Below are 17,460 nucleotides of genomic sequence, written 5' to 3' on the forward strand. Positions count from 1 at the left end.
CGGGGTCCGCTAGCGTCGTCGGATGACCGCCCCGGCACCCCTCTGGCCCCTGTTCGATCTGGTGCTGCGCACTCCCCGGCTGGAGCTGCGCCCGGTGCGGGACGAGGATCTCGCCGGTCTCGCGGCCGCCGCACTCGCCGGGATCCACGAGCCGGGGCGATCGCCGTTCCCGGCTCCGTGGGCCGAGGCGCCCGCCGGTGAGCTGCCCGCGAACCTCGCCCGGTACCACTGGTCGCTCCGCGCCGAGACCACGCCGGACGCCTGGCGGATCGCGTTCGCGATCCTCGAGGACGGAGTCGTGATCGGCTGCCAGGACCTCCTGGCCGACCGGTTCGCGGCCACGCGCTCCGTCGCCTCCGGATCGTGGCTCACGCGGTCCGCCCACGGTCGGGGTCTCGGCCGGGAGATGCGGGCGGCCGTGCTGATGCTGGCCTTCGACCACCTCGGGGCGGAGGTCGCCGAGAGCAGTGCACTGGCGTGGAACACCGCCTCGATCCGCGTGTCGACGGCGCTCGGCTACGAGCGCAACGGCAGCAGCCGCACGGTGGGCGCAGACGGGGCGGGCGTCGAGGAGACGCGGTTCCGCGTCACTCCGGAGACCTTCGTGCGACCCGGATGGGGACTCGGGGTCGAGGGGGTCGAGGCCGCGCGCCGGCTCCTGCTCGGCTCCGCAGCCGGTTAGACGCCGCCCAGGCTCCTCCGCAGCCCGCCGCCCGGATGCGCGCGACGCAGGATCCCGCGGCGGCGCAGGATCGGGACGAGCTCGTCGAGCATCCGGTGCAGCGTCACGGGGTGGAAGTCCCCCGAGAAGGCGACGCCGTCGTTGTCGGCGTCCTCGCCCAGCTCCTCGATGAAGTCGGCGATCTCCTCCGCGGTGCCGACGAGGCCCCGCCGGTCGGCGACGAGCCCGAGCCGGGCCTTCGCCGTCAGCAGCTCGCGCAGCGGAGCGTCCGGACCGGCCGAGCCGTAGAGGCCCGAGATGCTCCCCCGCGAGACGTGCCCGCCGAAGACGGCCGGATCGATCGGCCGATCGAGGTCCAGCGCGGTGAGGTCGGTCTCGAGGTCGCTCGAGTAGGCGGAGGCGAGCGCGAGCAGAGCGGACTCGTCGGGATGAGCGGACGCGGCGACGAGCCGCTCCGCCTCCTCCCGGCTCGAGACGACGATCGGCTTCACGACGAAGAGGACGGTCAGGCCGTCCGGGTCGCGCCCGTGCGAGGCCGCTGCGGCGCGCGCCCGCTCCCGGTAGGCGCGGACGGTGGCGACGTCGAGCGACGCGAGTGCCAGCTGGACGTCGGACTGCGCGCCGGCGAAGTCGATGCCGCGGGGCGAGCCCCCGGGAGAGACGACGACGGGCTCGCCCGTCTCGAACGGCAGCGCGTTCAACGGGCCGTCGAAGGAGTAGTGCTCCCCGCGGTGCCGGACCGGGCGCAGGCGCGTCCCGTCGGCGAAGAGGCCGGTCGCGGCGTCCTGGAGGAGCGCGCCGTCGTCCCAGCTGCGCCACAGCTCGCGGATCGAGTCCAGCCACTCGTGCGCCCGGTCGTAGGCGCGGTCGTGCGGAAGCGGCTCCAGCCCGAAGTGGCGGCTGCTGCCCACGTCGGTGACGACGTTGATGCCGAGGCGGCCCCCGCTGAGGTGCTGCAGCGTCGAGAACTGGCGCGCCGCCTGGTAGGGGCTCCACGCCATCGGATTCACGGTCGGCGCGACGCCCAGGTGCCGGGTCGCCTCGAACAGGTACGGCGCGAGCAGGAGCGGATCGTGCTTGGGTCCGCCGTAGGCGCGGCGCACCCGCAGGTCGAGGGTGTCGGCACTGCCCAGCGACAGCGCGTCTTCGATGATCACGAGGTCGAAGCCGGCCTGCTCGAGCTCGCGCGCGCTCTGCCGATAGAGCTCCGGCTCCGTCCAGCGGCGGTCCCAGTCCCAGTCCGGCCGCCCCCACGCCTGCGGTCCGAAGCCGCGCGAGAGGAACCAGGCGAAGTGCTGCAGCCGGCTCACGACGCCGCCGCCAGCACGAGCGGAGCGGCGGAGGCGAGGAGCCCGGTCTCGAGGTCGTCGATCAGATCCTCGACGTCCTCGATGCCGATGGAGAGCCGCAGCAGGCCCGGTCCGATGCCGGCCGCCTCGCGCTCCTGGACCGTGCGGCGGGTGTGGGTCGTGCTGGCGGGATGCAGGACGAGCGACCGCACGTCGCCGAGGTGGGTCATCCGCGTGAACAGCCCGAGGGCGTCCGTGAAGCGGCGTGCCGCCTCCAGTCCCCCGCGCAGGGTGAAGGAGAAGACCGAGCCCTGTCCGCGCGGCAGGTACCGCCGCGCGAGGTCGTGCGACGGGCTGGACGCCAGGCCGCTGTAGTCGACGCTCTCGACCTCGGGTCGCGCCTCGAGCCACTGGGCGATCTGCAGAGCGCTGCGCGACTGGTGCCGCACGCGCAGCGACAGCGTCTCGAGCCCCTGCTCGAGGAGGAACGCGGTGAGCGGGGAGACGGTCGGGCCCATCCGGCCGGCGACGACGTCACGGGCGTAGTCGAGGAGCGCCCGCTCGGGAGCGGCCCCCGCGTCGGCGAGGTGCGGGAACCGGTCGGCCTCGGCGCGCCAGTCGAAGCGGCCCGCGTCCACGACGGCACCCGCGATGACCGCGCCGTGGCCCGCGAGGAACTTGCTGGCGGAGTGCACCACGACATCCGCCCCGTGCTCGATCGGACGGAGCAGGTAGGGGGTCGCGAAGGTGTTGTCGACGACGAGGGGCACGCCGTGGCGGTGCGCGACGTCGGCGACGAGCCGCAGGTCCACCACGTCGTTCCGCGGATTCGGGATCGACTCGACGAGCACCGCCCGGGTCCGCACGGTGATCGCGTCCTCCCAGGCCAGCGGGTCGTCGGCGTCCTCGACGAAGGTCGTGGTGATGCCCAGGCGCGCCAGGTTCTCGAGGAGCAGATTCCGTGTGCCCTCGTAGAGGCTCGCCGCGGCGACGACGTGCTCGCCCGCCGAGACGAGGGCGAGCAGGGCGACGGACAGAGCCGCCTGGCCGCTGCCCACGAGGAGCGCCCCGGAGCCGCCCTCGAGCGCGGCGAGACGGCGCTCGACCGCGTCCGTCGTCGGGTTCCCGACCCGGGTGTAGGTGTAGCCGTCGGCACCGGCGAAGCGGTCGCGCGCGTCGTCGAACGAGTCGAAGCTGAAGCCCGCGGTGAGGTAGATCGGGGTGCGCCGCGCGTGGAGCGCGTCCTCGGCCGATCCCGCGTGCAGCTGGCGGGTCGAGAACCCCCAGGCGTCCGTCCGCTCGCTCATCCCGCTCCGCCTCCCGCCCCGTCGCTCGGGGTGCCCCACGATGACACGGAGGTGCTCCGCCGGTCGCGGAGGTTACCCGGCGTGACGCTCACAGCACCGCCCCACCGCTCTGCGCCAGGCTGTCGGCGGTGCCGTCGGCGCCGGAGGGCGGACACATGGCAGGCGCACGAGGGATCACGGTCCCCACTCTCGGGCTGGCGGCGGAGCGGGGCAGGGAGCCTGCGAAGCCGGCCGTCGGTCGGGGTCGGCGCTTCGTCGAGCTGGTGCGGCTCGCGCGGCGCAACGGCCTGCTCCCCTGGACGGATCTGGACTTCGGCACCGATCCGTCCCGCTCGTCGCTGCGCCGCGAGCAGGCGGAGGGTCTCCGCAGCGCTCTCGAGGAGGCGGGCGGTGCCTTCGTCAAGCTCGGCCAGCTGCTCTCCACCCGATCGGATCTGCTGCCCGAGGAGTGGGTGAGCGCCCTCTCCGCTCTGCAGCGCGATGTGGAGCCGGCCCCGTGGCCCGAGGTGCGGGCCGAGCTCGAGGCGTCGTTCTCCGGCCCGCTCGAGCGCGTCTTCTCCTCGTTCGAGGAGGTGCCGGTGGCGGCGGCCTCGATCGGCCAGGTCCACCGCGCCCGCCTGCACGACGGGCGGCTCGTCGCGGTGAAGGTCCTCCGCCCCGGGATCACCCCCGAGGTGCGCCGCGACGTCGACGTCGCACTGCGCGCCGTGCGGCTGATCGAGCGCGCGTCGCCGCAGGCTCGGCAGCTCGGGATGCGCGCGATCGCCGAGCAGTACGGCGCCGACCTGATCCGCCAGCTCGACTTCCGCCTCGAGGCCCTGAATCTGCAGGCCCTGCGCGCGGTCCAGGCGCGGTCACCCCGCTCCGACGAGCTGGTCCTGCCCGAGCTGGTCGAGGAGCTCTCGGACCACCGCGTGCTGGTGATGGACTTCGTCGAGGGCGAGACGATCACGTCCGTGACCGCGAGGGGCGGGGAGTCGCCCCGGGTCCTCGAACCCGCGCTGCGGTCGGTCCTGCGCGCCTTCGTGCGGCAGGTGGTGCTCGACGGCGTCTACCACTCCGATCTGCACCCCGGGAACATCCTGCTGCTGCCCGACGGCCGTCCCGCCCTCGTCGACTTCGGCTCCGTGGGACGGCTGGACCGCGAGCTGCGCGAGCGCGCCCAGGATCTGCTGATCGCCTACCTGCAGTCCGACAACCGTGCGTTCGCGGACGCCCTGCTGGGCGTGGCCTCGCTCGAGGAGGGCGCGGACGAGGACGCGTTCCGGCGGGAGCTGAGCGCCTTCCTGACCCTCGAGCTCGGGCCCGGTGCGCGCGTCGACGTCGCGACCGTGGACGCCCTCGTCAAGGTCGTCACCGCGTACGGGCTGGCGGTCCCGGCGGAGGTGGTCGCTGCGGGACGTGGAGCCGCGGTGCTCGAGGGCACCCTCCGAACGTCGGTCCCGCAGATCGACCTGCTCGACGAGGCGAAGGCGCTCGCCGCCGAGCAGATCCGCGACCGCCTCGCTCCGACCGCCCTGCGCGAGACGCTCGCGGGCGAGGCCCTGGCGCTGCTGCCGGGCCTGCGGCGCCTCCCCCGCCGCCTCGAGCGGATCGGCGCCGCCGTCGAGGACGGAGAGCTCACGGTCAACATCCGGGTCCTCGCCGACAGCAGGACGCGGCGCCTGGTCGCCGCGGCGGTCCGCCAGGCGCTGCTCGTCGCGGTCGGCGCGGTCGGCGGAGTCACCGCGCTGGGCTACCTGACGTCGCCCGGCTCGGGAGGCGGGGTGCTCGACCCCGCGACCGTCGGCACCTGGCTCGGCGCGGGCTCGCTGGTCGCGCTCGCCGCGGCGGCCGTGGACGTGGTCCGCAGCCGGCGCTGACGGCGCACGGGGCGGATCACCAGAACATCGTGCCCGGGGCCCCCTTGAAGGGACCGACGACGCGGGACGGGATCCAGCCGCCGTAGAAGTCGCCCGGCTGCGGCTGGACGGTCTCGCCGTCGACGGTGCAGGAGTCCATCCGACCCGGGTAGAGCGCGACGGTGCCGCGCAGCTCCTCGAAGCCCGCCATCGGCTCCGGGTAGGTCCAGCCGGCGCTCTCGGCGACCGCCGAGCCCCCTCGCACGCTCAGGTAGGACGCCGCGCCCTTGAACTCGCAGATGCTGCGGCCCGGAGCCGGCTCGAGCGCCCCGTCGACGAACGCGTCGCGAGGGAGGTAGTAGACGGGCGGATGGCTGGTCTCGAGCACCCGGAGCGCCTCGCGGCTCTCGGCGACGACCACGCCGCCGAGCCGGACGATCACGTGCTCGGAGGTGGGCTCGACCCGCGGGGGCCTCGGGTAGTCCCAGACGGATTCCTGGCCCTCAGCGGGCGGTACGCGCTTCATCCCTCCACGCTACGCGCCGTCCGCCCGAGGTCGCCGAGAACCCGGCGAACGCCCGGCGGGTCCGCGTCCGACGACCGCGGATCACCGCCGGGGCGGCACGCGGGCCCCGCGGTCGCGTAACGTCGTCCTTGCGCCGGACCCCCCGAGACCGTGCGCAGAAGGATCCAGCGTGCCCACCGAATGCATCCACGGCCTCGACATCGCGCTCTGCGACGTCTGCTCCCCCGCCAAGGCTCCCGAGCCCGCGGCCGGGCGCACGCGCACCCCCGCGCGCGTTCCCGGGACCTCCCGCGCGGCCACCGCGCGAGCGGCGGCACGGGGCACGGCCCGCGAGAAGCCGCTGCCCAAGGTCGACATCGCCGCCCAGCGCATCTACCACGTCACGCACATCGACAACCTGGCCGCGATCGTGGCCGCCGGCGCCATCATCGCCGACGAGCAGCTGCCCGAGCGCCCCGCGATGGACGTGAGCGCCGAGACCACGCGCGAGCACCGCCGCGCGGTGCAGGTGCGCGACGGAGCGAGCGTCGCCGGATTCGTCCCCTTCTTCCTCTCCCCCGACGCCGCGCTCTGGGCCGATCTGCGCGGGGAGCGCGTCGCTCCGCACTGGTCGCCCCGCGCGCACGACACGACCGCGTCGCAGTACGTCGTCCTCGTCGGGTCGCTGGCCTCGGCTCCGGTGCTCAGCGACGGCGACGCCTCGCACGTCCTCACCCGCTTCACCGAGGGCGACGCCCTGGTGCGGACCTTCGCGCGTCTGCTCGTCGACGAGCCCGCGCTCCGCAGCGCCGAGGCGCTCGTGCCCGAGCGCTTCCCGCTCGAGGAGATCGCGGTCGTCGGAGTCCCGTCGGTGACGACGCGCAACAAGGTCAAGGCGCTCTTCGAGGGCAGCTCCGCCTCGCCCCGGGTCGCGGTCTACCCGCCGTGGTTCCACCCGGTGGCCGAGGAGGAGTGACCCCTCAGGGGCCGGACTGCAGATCGATGCGCTCCGAGAGGTAGCGCTCGATCGGCATCAGTCCCTGCTCGCCGAGTCCCGGCGCCCAGCGCACCATGACCTCATCGTGGCGCAGCGCCAGCGGCTCGGGGTCCGCGAGCAGCCCGTCGGCGTCCAGCGCGAGCCTCCGCCAGCCGTAGTTGACGATCTCCCCCTCGCGGAACGGGCCGTCGAAGGCGGCGCGACGGATCTCGCGGCGCGCCTCCTGCGACTCCGACTGGTTGTTCGCATGCAGCGGTGCGACCGCGCGCGTCACCGAGCCGGTGGCGAAGAGCGCGCCGGAGCGATCGAGCAGCAGGACGCCGACCCGCCAGGCGCGCGTCACCGGGGCCATCACCGGTGCGCGGCGGAAGCCGAGGATCGCCCTCGGGCGCCGCAGCTCGGCCAGAGCCTGGTCCTCGGCTCCGCGCTCCACGAGCTCGGCGACCGCCGAGGCCAGCACCTCGGTGAGCCGGGCGGCCGCCCGGGTCGCCTGCGTCGCGTCCGTCATGCGCCTCCTCCGTGCATCGCCACCAGCCTAGAACGGGTGGCACGCGCGCTCCGAATCGCGCAGCCCGGTCCGCAGGCCCGGCTACGATCGCCTGACGACACCGAGGGAGGACGAGCGATGCGCGTCATCATGATGGGGCCGCCCGGCGTGGGCAAGGGTACGCAGGCGGCGATCCTGGCCGACTCGCTCGGCGTGCCGGCGATCTCGACGGGAGAGCTGTTCCGCGCGCACGTCGCCGATGGGACCGACCTCGGCAGACGCCTGCGGACGATCGTCGAAGCCGGTCAGTACGTGCCGGACGAGATCACGAACACCCTGGTCGCCGAACGGCTGGACGAGCCCGACGCTCACGACGGCTTCATCCTCGACGGCTATCCCCGCACGCTCGCGCAGGTCGGCGAGCTGGACCGGATGCTCGAGGAGCGCGGTGCGGAGCTCGCGCGGGTGGTGCTGCTGACCGCCGCCACCGAGACGGTGGTGGGCCGGCTGCTCTCGCGCGCCGCCCAGCAGAAGAGGGCCGACGACGACGCCGAGGTGATCCGTCACCGGATCTCGGTCTACGAGCAGGAGACGGCACCGCTCGAGGGGGTCTACGCCGAGGCGGGGCTGCTCGTGCGGGTCGACGGGAGCGCCGACCAGGACGAGGTCGCCCGGCGGGTGGCCGCGGCGTGCCGGACCGAATGACCGGTCACGCCGCGGCGTCGGATCAGATCGCCGAGGCGAGGACCTCGTCGAGCTTGGCCGAGGCCTCCTCGTCGGTGCCCTTGAGCGCGAGCGACAGCTCGGACACCAGGATCTGACGGGCCTTCAGCAGCATGCGCTTCTCGCCCGCCGAGACTCCGCCGGCCTGCTCGCGGCGCCACAGGTCGCGGACGACCTCGCTGACGCGGTAGACGCTGCCGCTGGCCATCTTCTCCTGGTTGGCCTTGAAGCGGCGGGACCAGTTGCTGGCCTCCTCCGCGACATCGCTGCGCAGGACGTCGTAGACGGCCTGGACACCGGCGTCGTCGATGATCTCGCGGACGCCGACGAGCTCGGCGTTCTCGACGGGCAGGGTGATCGTGAGCTCGCTGGTGTGCACGTTCATCGTCATGAACGTCTTCTCGACGCCCTTGACCGAGCGCTTCTCGAGCCCGGTGATCGTCACCGCTCCGTGGTGCGGGTAGACCAGGGTCTCGCCGACCTCGAATGTCATCATGTCGTGCCTTTCATCGTGGGGCCTTCAGTGGGAGGAACAGGGGATCCGAGCGGCGCATCGGCCAGCCACGGAGGAAGGAGGGCGACGAGCTGCTCGACGAGCTCCTCGTCGGTGCCGTCGAGGGAGCCGGCGAGCCACGCTCCGACGACGGCGAGCACTCCGCCGGCGGCGAAGGTCGCGGTCAGCTCCGGATCGACGCTCGCGGGGACGTCCACCCGGGCGAGGACCTCGCGGTGCAGGGCCAGGACGGTGCCGAGCACCGCGTCGTCGGAGGCGACGCGCGCCGAGGCGCGGGCGCGCAGCCGTGCGTGGAACGCATGGCGGTCGACGAGCCGCTCGACGAGCCGCGCGTAGCCGCGGCGCAGAGCCGTCGCTCCGCTGCGGTCCTCGGCGTCGCCCTCGGCGACCTCGGCGACGACCAGGTCCTCGCGCAGCAGGGCGGAGGCGACGGCGGCCGCGTCCTCGAAGTGCGCGTAGAAGGAGCTGCGGCTGATGCCGGCCTCGCGGACGATGTCGCTGACGGCGATGCCCTCGGTGCGCTCCTCGCCGTCGTGCATCACGAGGCGCTCGACGGCGTCGAAGACGCGGCGGCGGGTGCGCCGCGCGCGCGGATCGGCCGAGGTGGGCGTCGAGGAGGGACCCGCTCCGTGCAGGGAGGCGACGCGAGCGGAAGTCATCGACGACAGTCTACCACTTCCCGGACAGGTGTTCGGGAGTCGGGTCGAAGACGTCGATCAGGGCAGCCGGTCGGCCTGCGAGCGGTCGAGGCGGGCGCGCGCCGCCCGTTCGCTGGGCGAGACGGAGCCGAGGTACGACTCGAGGCCGCGCATCAGGAGCCGGTTCGCCGTGATCGCGGGCCACCAGGGGCGGCGCAGCCCCAGGAGGCGTCGGATCTCCGGACGCAGCGATGCGACGGCGCCGGCGAAGAGGAGCGGGTACACGAGACCGGCCTCGCCGGGGAGGCGGACCGCGCGCAGGAACCCGACGGCTTCACGGACCCGCGCGTCGGGCTTGAGCTCCGAGGCGAAGCCGTCCAGCTGCGCCCGCAGCTCCGCGACGCTCTCGGGCGGGTTCGGGACCCCCAGGAGCCGACCGGACTCGGCCCACTCGCGGACGTAGGCGTCGGGTCCGCCGGGGATCGGACCGCCCCAGATCGCGTGCGTGCCGAGGAACGCGTCGGTGAAGGCGTCGTGCACCCAGAGCAGCAGACGCGGATCCTGCGCGGAGTAGGGTCGCTCGGAGCCGGCGGCGTCCTCGTACGTGCCCGTGATCCGCCCGTGGACGCCGGTCACCCAGCGGGCGGCTCCGGCAGCGGCGGCGCGATCGCCGAAGCTGGTCGTCAGCACCCAGCGCACCGTGTTGTCGAGGCGGCCCATCGGGTCCTCGCGGTAGCGGGAGTGGTCGTGCACACCGGCCATGGCGCCCGCGTGCAGGGTCTGCATCAGCAGGGCGCGGACCCCCGCGATCATCGTGGGCATCGCGCCGTTGACGGCCCAGACCGCGCTGCCGGGGCCGAAGAGGCCGGGACCCTCGCCCTGCTCCAGCGCGAGGACCCAGTCCGGTCGGGGGCGGGGTCGGCGAGGGCTCATCGGGTCAGTGTGCGCGCGCATCCTGTGCCGGGGCTGTCTGTCCCCCCTCCGGGGCGGGCCGGCCGTCCTCCGGGGCGGGCCGATCACGCGCCACCTGCCGGTCAGGCGCGGGGTCACTCCGCCAGCAGCTCGCGCACGTCGTCCGCGGTGAGCGCCTGCGCGAACAGCTCGCCGTCGTCGAGAGTCGCCGCCCCCAGGCGGGCCTTGCGCTCCTTCAGTCGCACGATCTTCTCCTCGATCGTGTCGCTGGCCACGAGGCGGTACACGTTGACACGGCGCTCCTGCCCGATGCGGTGCGCCCGGTCGACCGCCTGCGCCTCGGCGGCGGGGTTCCACCAGGGATCGAGGATGAAGACGTGGTCCGCCTCGGTGAGGGTGAGCCCGGTCCCGCCCGCCTTCAGGCTGATCAGGAACACCGGAGCGTCGCCCGAGCGGAACGCGTCGATCACCCCGGCCCGGTCGCGCGTCGAGCCGTCGAGCTGCACGAACGGGACGCCCCTGGCGCGCAGCCGCTCCGCCGCGCGCTCGAGGTAGGAGGTGAAGGTGCTGAAGACGAGGGCGCGGCGCCCCTCGGCGAGGACGTCGTCCAGGTGCTCCACGAGCGCGTCGAGCTTGGCCGAGGGGACGTGGCGGTAGGACGGATCGACGAGGGAGGCGTCCAGGGCCAGCAGGCGCAGCAGGGTGAGCGAGCGGAACACGGTGAAGCGCTGCCGGTCGAGGTCCTCGACCAGCCCGAGCAGCTTCCTCCGCTCGCGCTGCAGGTACCCGTCGTAGAGGACCCGGTGCGCTGGGGCGAGAGCGACCTCGATCGTCTGCTCCTGCTTCTCGGGGAGCTCCGGCGCGACCGCCTCCTTGGTCCGCCGCAGCAGGAACGGCCGGATGCGCCGGCGGAGGCGGTCGAGACGGCGTCCGGCCCCCTCCTCCTGCGAGAGGGTGCGGCCCTCGGAGAGATCGGGTGAGACGATGCCGACCGGTGCCTGGGCGTGCTGGATCGGCCGGGTGTACTCCTCCTGGAACCGGCGCAGCGGAGGAAGCAGGCCCGGGGCCGTGAGCGCGAGGATCGCCCAGAGCTCGTCGAGGGAGTTCTCGAGCGGCGTGCCCGTCAGCGCGAGCGTGATCGGCGCGGCGATCGAGCGGGCCGCCCGGTGCGTCTGCGACGAGGAGTTCTTGACGAACTGGGCCTCGTCGAGGATCAGGGCCGACCAGGACCGGGTCGACCACTCCTCGGCGGCGAGCCGGAGGACGGCGTAGCTGGTGAGCACCACGTCGACGTCGTCGGGGATCCCGGCGAGACCGGCCCGGGTGCTCGACACGGTGTGCACCCGCAGATCGGGCGTGAAGCGGGCCGCCTCGGACGCCCAGCCGGGCACGACGGAGGTCGGAGCGACCACGAGGAACGGCGTGAGGCGCTCCCCCGCCGCCTGTGCCTGCTCGAGCGCCTCGAGGATCATCGCGAGCGCCTGGAGCGTCTTGCCGAGCCCCATGTCGTCGGCCAGGACGCCGCCCAGACCGTTCCGGCGGCGGTGGACGAGCCAGGAGTACCCGGCCTCCTGGTAGGGGCGGAGCTCGGCTCGCAGGCCAGAGGGTGCCGGCACGGGGACGGGCGCTCCGGCCGCCAGGGCCTGCTCGAGCACGCGCCTCCAGGCGTCGGAGGCGACGGTGTCGTCGGCGAGCTCCTCGAGCTCGTCCCACAGCCCGGTCTGGTGCCGGCCGAGCCGCGGCCCGGTCTCCCACTCCTCGAGCTGGTCGGCGCGGTTCAGCAGCTCGCGGAGCCGGTCGAGGCCCGGATGGGCGAGCGAGAGGTAGGAGTGGTCGACGAGCCGGACGCGGTCGCCTCCGGCCGAGAGCGCGCGGAAGAGTGGCAGGAACGGCACGGTGACGTCGCCGATCCTGACCTCGACCGCGAGGTCGAACCAGTCGGCGTCCTCCGTGTCGACGGCGGTGACGGTGAGCGTCAGATCGCCGGTCAGGAGGCGGTAGTCGGGCGGGACGCCCTCCCGCTCGATGCGCACTCCCCCGACCTCCTCGAGGCGCGGCAGGTGCTCGACGACGAAGACGGCGGCGTCGGCTCCGCGCAGCAGCGTCGGGGAGGCGAGGTCGGGGACGACCTTGGCGCCCGCGTCGGCGAGTACTGAGGCCGCCCGTCGGAGGATCGCCGCTTCGAGTGCTCCGCTCCCGCCACCGTCGATCTCGCCGGCGCGGTCGGCGGAGCGCCGCCAGCGCCAGCTGACGCGGGCCGCCCGCCGGGGCTCGAACGACACCGTGCAGACCAGCCGCGGCGGTTCCGGCTCGTCGAGCTCGAGGCCGGGACCGTCGGCTCGCACCGCGACGCGCGCACGCAGCGCAGGCAGGTGGTCGCGGTGGAACTCCGCGACGTCCGCCTCGGGGACGATCGTCTCCTCCGGATGCCGCAGCAGGCGCAGCTCCTCGTCGTCGAGGGGCGCCGTGACGGGCGAGAGCACGAGCGCTGAGGGATCGCCGCCGTCGACGACGTACACGCCGTGCCTCGCGACGGAGCGGACGTGCTCGAGCGGCCGGTCGCCCTCCTCCGAGCGCAGGACCGGGCGCAGCACGACGTCTCCTGCGCGGTCGGCGGCGAGGAGCGCGACGTGACCGGCCGGAGCGAGGCGGACCGTCCGCTTCTCCGGCGCCAGCAGCGGGATGCCGAGCGCCCCCGCCTGCTCGAGGAGCCGCCAGAGGAGGGGGCTCTCGTAGTCGTCCAGCTGGATCCAGTCCGGGTCCTGACCGAGGTGCACGGTGCGCGTCGCACGGTGCAGGGCCGCGAACTCGGCGAACCAGCGCTGATGGGCGGGATCGAGGGAGAGCCGGTGGGTCTGGAAGTTGAGCGACTTCCAGGTGAGGGTGGAGCGGTTCCACGCTCCCCCGCGGCCGGCCACCACAGGCCGTGCGGCGAGGCGGTGGTCGTCGCGACCGGCCGGGTCGTAGTCCTTCGCCGTCACTCGCTCGCCCACCGGCGCCCGCCACGGGTCGTCGGCCCGGCGCACGAGGCGCCGCAGCTCGAACTGCAGGCCGATGGGCGTCAGAGGGCCGGGAACGGCGTCGAGGCGCTCCTCGGCCGCGCTGAGCTCGCCGACGCGCGCTCGCCACGAGGACGGGAGGGGTTCGGGAGGCACCGCCCCATGCTCCCACGCCCCTCCGACACGGTCGCCGATCCCCCGCGGAGCGCTCCGGACGGGGAGAATCGACGCATGCCCTCGAGCGACTCCTCAGCCCCCCCCCGCCTCGATCTCGGCGGGGACGACCTCCGCGTGACCGTCACCACGGCCGGCGCCGAGCTGGTCTCGCTGCGCGACGCCGCGGGCCTGGAGTACCTCTGGCAGGCAGGTCCCGAGTGGCGTCGCCACGCTCCCGTCCTGTTCCCGATCATCGGACGACTGCCGGATGACACCCTGCACCACGACGGCGTCGACTATCCCATGGGCCAGCACGGCTTCGCCCGCGACCGCGACTTCGAGCTCGCCGGCGTCTCGGGCGACGAGGCGGTGTTCCGGCTCCGCAGCGACGCGGCGACACGCGAGGTCTTCCCCTTCGACTGGACGCTGCTCGTCGCGTACGCCGTGACCGGGTCGTCCCTGCGCATCACGCAGACGGTCGAGAATCGCGGCACCGGCCCGCTCAGCGCCTCGGTGGGCAACCACCCGGCGTTCGCGCTGCCGATCCCCGGCGCGTCGGGCGAGCACCGGATCCGCTTCGGGCAGGAGGAGCCGGAGGGCTTCCGGCGCGCGCCCGGCAATCTGATCGCCGCCCCGCGCTTCCCCTCGCCTCTCGACGCCGGCGCTCTCACGGTCGACGACGCCTGGTTCGAGGAGGACGTGATGATCTTCGACACCCCGCGGCGGCGCGTGCTCACGCTCGAGGCCGACGGGGCGCGCTCCCTCACCGTCGACTCGGGCGACTTCGACGTCGTCGGGGTCTGGAAGCCGGTCGGTGCGCCGTTCGTGTGCATCGAGCCCTGGAGCAGCGTGCCCACGCCCGCGGACTGGGACGGCGACGTGCTCGACAAGCCGGGCCACTTCGTCCTGGCTCCGGGCGAGCAGCGCGCCTTCTCCTACAGCATCGCGCTCAGCTGAGCGTCCTCGCGCTGCAGCTGCGCGTCGAGGAGCTCGAACCGGCGGATGATCAGCCCCTCGCGGGTCGCCCAGGGGCAGATCACGAGCTTCTCGACGCCCAGAGCGTCCATGGCCGCCTCGGCGACGATCGCGCCTGCGAGCAGCTGCGGTGCGCGGAGGGCGGACACCCCGGGCAGGGCGGAGCGGTCGGCCGCGCTGATCGCGGCGAGGCGCGAGCTCCACAGCCGCAGGTCCACGAGGTGCAGCTCGCGGCGGACGAGCGGACCGGATGCGCTCGGGGCCGCACCGGTGATGCGGGCGAGTGAGCGGAAGGTCTTCGACGTCCCGGCGACCAGGTCGGGACGGCCGAGTGCCAGGAAGGCACGGGCGGGCTCGGCCAGGACGTCGCGGGCGTGCCGACGGGCGGCTCTGACGCTGACCGCCGACGGAGGATCGCCCTGCAGCAGGTCGCGCGTCACCCGTCCGGCGCCCAGCGGGACCGAGAGCGCGAGCTCGGGGACCTCGTCCACGCCCATCGACAGCTCGAACGACCCGCCGCCGATGTCGAGGTCGAGGATCGAGCCGGCGCCCCAGCCGAACCAGCGGCGCACGGCGAGGAAGGTCGCCGAGGCCTCCGCCTCTCCACCGAGCTCCTGGAGGTGCACGCCGGTCTCGGCGCGGACGCGAGCGAGGACGTCGGCCCCGTTCCCCGCCTCGCGGATCGCCGAGGTGGCGAAGGCGAGGACGTCCTCCGCCCGGTGCTCCCGCGCGACGTCCCGTGCCTCCGCGACGAACGAGATCAGCTCGCGCTGCCCCTCCTCGGTGATGTCGCCTCGCGCGTCGAGGTGGGCGACGAGCGCGAGGCTGCGCTTGTGGGAGCGGTACGGCACCGGTCGTGCGCCGGGGTGGGCGTCGACGAGGAGCAGGTGGACCGTGTTGGAGCCGATGTCGAGCACGCCGAGTCGCATGCGCCCACGGTAGCGCGGCGCCGAGCGGGCGCCGGACACGCGGGTGCCTCTCGCCCCGCCCCGAACGGAGTCGGCTCCGCCTCCTGCGCAAGGCTCGGGGTCCCGTGCGGCACCCGGAGCAGTTCCCGCCCTCGGTTCCGTGCTCCAGAGAGCGGGACCGGACGCAGGCGAGCACCCCGAACCGCCCCAGCCGGCCTCACCTGCCGCGCCGAACCGCGGTCCCGCGCTGGAAGCGGCCGCGCACGTCCGCCCGGTCGGTGCCCGGAACTCGGGTGGACGCGTGTCTCGATACGGCGCTCCGCGCCTACTCGACCAGCAGGCGGCGGAGCGGTCGCCGGGCCCCTCCGCACGACGCGTTTTCCCAGCAGCACTGCTGAAGGACGTGGTCTCGATACGGCGCTCCGCGCCTACTCGACCAGCAGGAGGCGGAGCGGGCGCCGGCCCCCTCCGCACGACGCGTCTCCCCAACAGCGCTGCTGAAGGACACGGGTCTCGATACGGCGCTCCGCGCCTACTCGACCAGCAGGAGGCGGAGCGGTCGCCGGCCGCATCCGCACGACGCGCCTCACCAGCAGCACTGCTGAAGGACGTGGGTCTCGATACGGCGCTCCGCGCCTACTCGACCAGCAGGCGGCGGAGCGGGCGCCGGCCGCATCCGCACGACGCGTCTCACCAGCAGCACTCCTGAAGGACGTGGGTCTCGATACGGCGCTCCGCGCCTACTCGACCAGCAGAGGCGCGCAGACTCCTGCTCCAGCAGTTCCGCGGACGACCACCCAGCCCCTTCCAGGGTCACCGGCGATCCGCGTGCGAGCGGATCGTCGTACCCGGAACGCACCCCGCTCCGCGATCCGCGACCGCCCGCACGAGCCGACCGCGCGACGGCCGACGAGGAACGAGGAGAACGTCGAACAAGCAGAGCCCCGACCGCGCGACGGCCGACGAGCAACGAGGAGGACGTCGAACAAGCACCGCCCGACAGCGCGACGGCCGACGAGGAACGAGGGGGACGTCGAAAAGGGCCCGGCCGCGATGCGGCCGGGCCCTTCTCAGGAACTCAGTGGTCCCAGTTCTCCACGGGCTCCACGGAGCTGGAGGAGCCGACGACGTGCACGCGCATGTCGTTCGTAGTGCCGGCGCGCCCGGGGGGCGATCCGGAGACGACGACGACCGTCTCGCCCGGCTTGGCGAGGCCCTTGTTGAGGAGCACGGCGTCGACCTGCGCGAACATCGCGTCGGTGTGGTTCACGCGCGGGGTCACGAAGGACTGGACGCCCCAGTTCAGCGCCATGCGGCGTCGGACCGCGGGCTCCGGCGTGAAGCCGATGATCGGGATGCCGTGGCGCAGACGCGTCATGCGGCGCACCGAGTCGCCCGACTCGGTGAAGACGCAGAGGAACTTCGCCTCGACGAACTCGGCGACCTCGGCGGCGGCCAGCGTGACCGATCCGCCCTGGGTGCGCGGCTTGCTGCCGAGCGGGGGGATCCGCTCCAGGCCGTGCTCCTCGGTCGACTCGACGATGCGCGCCATGGTCTGGACGGTGACGACCGGCCAGGCTCCGACGCTGGTCTCGCCCGAGAGCATGACCGCGTCGGCGCCGTCGAGGATCGCGTTCGCGACGTCCGAGGCCTCAGCGCGGGTGGGGCGCGGGCTCTCGATCATCGACTCGAGCATCTGGGTCGCGACGATGACCGGCTTGGCCCAGCGGCGCGCGAGCTCGACGGCGTGCTTCTGCACGATCGGCACCGCCTCGAGGGGCAGCTCGACGCCCAGGTCGCCGCGGGCGACCATGATGCCGTCGAAGACGTCGATGATCTCCTGCAGGTTGTCGACCGCCTGCGGCTTCTCGATCTTGGCGATGACCGGGGCCTTGCGGCCCTCCTCCGCCATGATCTCGTGCACGCGGGTGATGTCGCTGGCGTTGCGGACGAAGGACAGCGCGATGATGTCGGCTCCGAGGCGGATCGCCCAGCGGAGGTCGTCCTCGTCCTTCTGCGACAGCGCGGGGACGTTCACCGCGACGCCGGGCAGGTTGATGCCCTTGTTGTTCGAGACGTTGCCGGGGACGACGACCTCGGTGACGACGCGGGGGCCCTCGACGGCCGTGACGCGGACCGCGACCTTGCCGTCGTCGATGAGGAGCATGTCGCCCGGGTTCACGTCGTCGGGCAGGCCCTTGAACGTGGTGCCCGACAGCTCCTTGGTGCCGACGACGTCCTCGGTCGTGATGGTGAAGACGTCGCCCTCGGCGAGGGCGTACGGGCCGCCCTCGAACTTGCCGAGGCGGATCTTCGGGCCCTGGAGGTCGACCAGGATCGCGACCGCGCGGCCGGCGTCGTCTGCCGCCTTGCGGACGATGCGGTAGATGCCCTCGTGGACGTCGTAGCTGCCGTGGCTGAGGTTCATGCGGGCCACGTCCACGCCGGCGTCGATGATCGCACGAATGGTCTCGTACGACGACGTTGCCGGGCCGAGGGTGGCGACGATTTTCGCTCGTCTCATTGA

Annotated in this window: 15 protein-coding genes; 5 read left to right on the top strand and 10 right to left on the bottom strand. The window is 73.6% G+C overall.

Features of this window, described 5'->3' with window-relative positions; genetic code table 11:
* Positions 1–22: 22 nt before the first annotated feature.
* Positions 23–682: a GNAT family N-acetyltransferase gene (locus tag NB037_RS00325; protein ID WP_251942553.1), complete on the top strand. Its 660-nt coding sequence runs from the start codon at positions 23–25 to the stop codon at positions 680–682.
* Here NB037_RS00325 and NB037_RS00330 read toward each other — a convergent pair.
* Together NB037_RS00330 and NB037_RS00335 are read right to left on the bottom strand one after the other, a co-directional pair.
* Positions 679–1,992, bottom strand: coding sequence for an NtaA/DmoA family FMN-dependent monooxygenase (locus NB037_RS00330; protein WP_251942555.1), 1,314 nt, complete (start codon positions 1,990–1,992; stop codon positions 679–681). The genes NB037_RS00325 and NB037_RS00330 overlap by 4 nt on opposite strands.
* Positions 1,989–3,278, bottom strand: coding sequence for an O-acetylhomoserine aminocarboxypropyltransferase/cysteine synthase family protein (locus tag NB037_RS00335; RefSeq protein ID WP_251942557.1), 1,290 nt, complete (start codon positions 3,276–3,278; stop codon positions 1,989–1,991). The genes NB037_RS00330 and NB037_RS00335 overlap by 4 nt, the downstream gene beginning before the upstream one ends.
* A gap of 155 nt (positions 3,279–3,433) precedes the next feature.
* On the opposite strand from NB037_RS00335, the gene NB037_RS00340 reads away from it, so the two are divergent.
* Entirely contained in the window at positions 3,434–5,140 is a 1,707-nt protein-coding gene (locus NB037_RS00340) for an ABC1 kinase family protein (RefSeq protein ID WP_251942559.1), read from the top strand.
* A 16-nt stretch (positions 5,141–5,156) separates the two neighbouring features.
* Here the strand turns inward: NB037_RS00340 and NB037_RS00345 are convergent, their stop codons facing one another.
* Positions 5,157–5,645 (bottom strand): DUF427 domain-containing protein, encoded by a 489-nt coding sequence (locus NB037_RS00345; RefSeq protein WP_251942561.1) that lies wholly within the window; start codon positions 5,643–5,645, stop codon positions 5,157–5,159.
* A 169-nt stretch (positions 5,646–5,814) separates the two neighbouring features.
* On the opposite strand from NB037_RS00345, the gene NB037_RS00350 reads away from it, so the two are divergent.
* Positions 5,815–6,600, top strand: a complete 786-nt coding sequence (locus tag NB037_RS00350; protein ID WP_251942563.1) for a DarT ssDNA thymidine ADP-ribosyltransferase family protein — start codon at positions 5,815–5,817, stop codon at positions 6,598–6,600.
* Positions 6,601–6,604: 4 nt separating this feature from the next.
* Here NB037_RS00350 and NB037_RS00355 read toward each other — a convergent pair whose 3' ends face one another.
* Positions 6,605–7,129, bottom strand: coding sequence for a hypothetical protein (locus tag NB037_RS00355; RefSeq protein ID WP_251942565.1), 525 nt, complete (start codon positions 7,127–7,129; stop codon positions 6,605–6,607).
* 117 nt (positions 7,130–7,246) lie between these two features.
* On the opposite strand from NB037_RS00355, the gene NB037_RS00360 reads away from it, so the two are divergent.
* Positions 7,247–7,813: an adenylate kinase gene (locus tag NB037_RS00360; protein WP_251942567.1), complete on the top strand. Its 567-nt coding sequence runs from the start codon at positions 7,247–7,249 to the stop codon at positions 7,811–7,813.
* A 22-nt stretch (positions 7,814–7,835) separates the two neighbouring features.
* On the opposite strand, the gene NB037_RS00365 is transcribed toward NB037_RS00360, so the two are convergent.
* From NB037_RS00365 to NB037_RS19755, 4 genes are all read right to left on the bottom strand, one after another.
* Positions 7,836–8,324: a CarD family transcriptional regulator gene (locus NB037_RS00365; RefSeq protein ID WP_068257183.1), complete on the bottom strand. Its 489-nt coding sequence runs from the start codon at positions 8,322–8,324 to the stop codon at positions 7,836–7,838.
* The gene (locus NB037_RS00370) at positions 8,324–9,004 is read right to left on the bottom strand and encodes a TetR/AcrR family transcriptional regulator (protein WP_251942569.1); all 681 of its coding nucleotides are present in this window, start codon (positions 9,002–9,004) and stop codon (positions 8,324–8,326) included. Before NB037_RS00370 ends, NB037_RS00365 begins: the two co-directional genes overlap by 1 nt.
* 57 nt (positions 9,005–9,061) lie before the next feature.
* A complete protein-coding gene (locus tag NB037_RS00375; protein WP_251942571.1) occupies positions 9,062–9,916 on the bottom strand; it encodes an oxygenase MpaB family protein in 855 nt (284 codons plus the stop codon).
* A gap of 113 nt (positions 9,917–10,029) precedes the next feature.
* Positions 10,030–13,050 carry a DEAD/DEAH box helicase gene (locus NB037_RS19755; protein ID WP_251942573.1) on the bottom strand — a complete coding sequence of 1,007 codons (3,021 nt, stop codon included), beginning with the start codon at positions 13,048–13,050 and terminating at the stop codon, positions 10,030–10,032.
* A 75-nt stretch (positions 13,051–13,125) separates the two neighbouring features.
* Between NB037_RS19755 and NB037_RS00385 the strand changes: the two genes are divergently transcribed.
* On the top strand, positions 13,126–14,007 hold the full coding sequence (locus tag NB037_RS00385; protein ID WP_279308435.1) for an aldose 1-epimerase family protein: 882 nt from the start codon (positions 13,126–13,128) through the stop codon (positions 14,005–14,007).
* On the opposite strand, the gene NB037_RS00390 is transcribed toward NB037_RS00385, so the two are convergent.
* Positions 13,986–14,954 carry a Ppx/GppA family phosphatase gene (locus NB037_RS00390; RefSeq protein WP_251942577.1) on the bottom strand — a complete coding sequence of 323 codons (969 nt, stop codon included), beginning with the start codon at positions 14,952–14,954 and terminating at the stop codon, positions 13,986–13,988. The genes NB037_RS00385 and NB037_RS00390 overlap by 22 nt on opposite strands.
* Positions 14,955–16,011: 1,057 nt before the next feature.
* A complete protein-coding gene (gene pyk, locus NB037_RS00395; protein WP_056867201.1) occupies positions 16,012–17,457 on the bottom strand; it encodes a pyruvate kinase in 1,446 nt (481 codons plus the stop codon).
* Positions 17,458–17,460 lie beyond the last annotated feature (3 nt).

Source organism: Rathayibacter rubneri, from assembly GCF_023743255.1.
Classification (GTDB): domain Bacteria; phylum Actinomycetota; class Actinomycetes; order Actinomycetales; family Microbacteriaceae; genus Rathayibacter; species Rathayibacter rubneri.